The sequence below is a fragment of the Azotobacter chroococcum genome (assembly GCF_004339665.1).
GTDB classification, from domain to species: Bacteria; Pseudomonadota; Gammaproteobacteria; order Pseudomonadales; family Pseudomonadaceae; genus Azotobacter; species Azotobacter chroococcum.
The window spans coordinates 1-1,652 of record NZ_SMMU01000090.1; the positions used below are offsets into that span (position 1 = coordinate 1).

Consider the following 1,652-nt stretch of genomic DNA (forward strand, 5'->3'; position numbering starts at 1 on the left):
CCGCTGGACATGCGGGCCGGAACGGAAACGGCGCTGGCCAGGGTGGTGGCGGTCTTCGGTGCGGCGAAGCCGCACAACGCCTGCCTATCTGTTCGCCAACAAACGAGCCAACCGCATGAAAGTGCTGGTTCACGATGGTTTCGGTGTCTGGCTGGCCTCGCGCCGGCTGAACCGGGGTCGCTTCGTCTGGCCAGGCAGCTGGCAGGGTGCCCAGCTTGAACTGAGCGCCGAGCAGCTTCAGGCACTGGTGGTCGGGCTGCCCTGGCAGCGGGTCGGATCGGGGGCCGAAATCCGCCTTTTATAGTTGGCCGTCAGGTGCCCCATGCCGCGCAATTGAGCGAACGGCCTATCGTCGATAGCGGTCAAGGCAGGCACACTCGGCGCCATGACTTCTGCTTGCTTCGACCATCTGACGCCCGAACAACTGCGCGAACTGGCGGCGCAGTTGGCGCAGCAGGCCCATTACTACAAAACCCGCGGCGAGCAGCTGGCTCACGAAATTGCCGTCCTCAAGCGGCATCGGTTTGCCCGGCGCAGCGAGCAGCTCGATGCTGCCCAGCTCAGCCTGCTGGACGATCTGCTCGATACCGATATCGCGGCCATCGAAGCCGAGCTCGAGGAACTGGCTCCGGCTCCCGCCGCTACCGAGCCACGCCGGCAGCCCAAGCGCACAGCCTTGCCGCCGCAGTTCCCCCGCACCCTGATCCATCACGAGCCGGGCAACACGCAGTGCGCCTGCGGCTGCCAGCTCAAGCGCATTGGCGAGGATGTCAGCGAAAAGCTCGACTACACCCCGGGCGTCTTCACGGTGGAGCGGCATATCCGCGGCAAGTGGGTCTGCGAGCGGTGCGAAACCCTGACCCAGGCACCGGTTCCGGCCCAGGTGATCGACAAGGGCCTCCCGACCGCCGGGCTGCTGGCCCAGGTCATGGTGGCCAAGTTCGCCGATCATCTGCCCCTGTACCGGCAGGAAAGGATCTTCGCCCGGGCCGGCCTGGCCATCCCGCGCTCGACCCTGGCGCAGTGGGTCGGCCGCTGCGGCGTACAGCTGCAACCGCTGGTCGACGCGCTGCGGGACATCGTCCTGGAGCAGAACGTCGTCCATGCCGACGAGACCCCGGTGCAGATGCTGGCTCCGGGGATGAAGAAGACCCAGCGCGCCTACGTCTGGGCCTACGTTCCCAGCCCGTTCGCCGGGCTGCGTGCGGCGGTCTACGACTTCAGCCCCAGCCGTGCCGGCGAGCATGCCCGCACCTTCCTGGGCGACTGGAAAGGCAAGCTGGTCTGCGACGACTTCGCCGGCTACAAGGCCTGCTTCGAGCAGGGCGTGACCGAGATCGGTTGCATGGCCCATGCCCGGCGCAAGTTCTACGACCTGCATGTCGCCAACCAGAGTCAACTGGCCGAACAGGCTCTGCGTTACATCGGTCAGCTGTATGACATCGAGCGTGAGGTGCGCAACCTGCCGCCCGACGAGCGACAGCGAATACGCCAGGAAAAAGCCAAGCCCATCGCCGATGCCCTGCACGGCTGGATGCTCGCCCAGCGCCGGTTGGTGCATGAAGGCACGGCCATCGCCAAGGCGCTGGACTACAGCCTCAAGCGCTGGACGGCCCTGGTGCGCTATCTCGATGACGGCATGGTCGCCATCG

At 66.3% G+C, this 1,652-nt stretch carries 2 protein-coding genes; both read left to right on the forward strand.

Translation table 11 applies throughout. The features are described 5' to 3' along the window. Positions 1-304: IS66 family insertion sequence element accessory protein TnpB (gene tnpB, locus EV691_RS23665; RefSeq protein WP_207390297.1), on the forward strand; the 304-nt coding region annotated here is incomplete at its 5' end. A gap of 81 nt (positions 305-385) precedes the next feature. Then, on the forward strand, positions 386-1,652 hold a 1,267-nt coding region (gene tnpC / locus EV691_RS23145; RefSeq protein WP_131302584.1), incomplete at its 3' end, for an IS66 family transposase.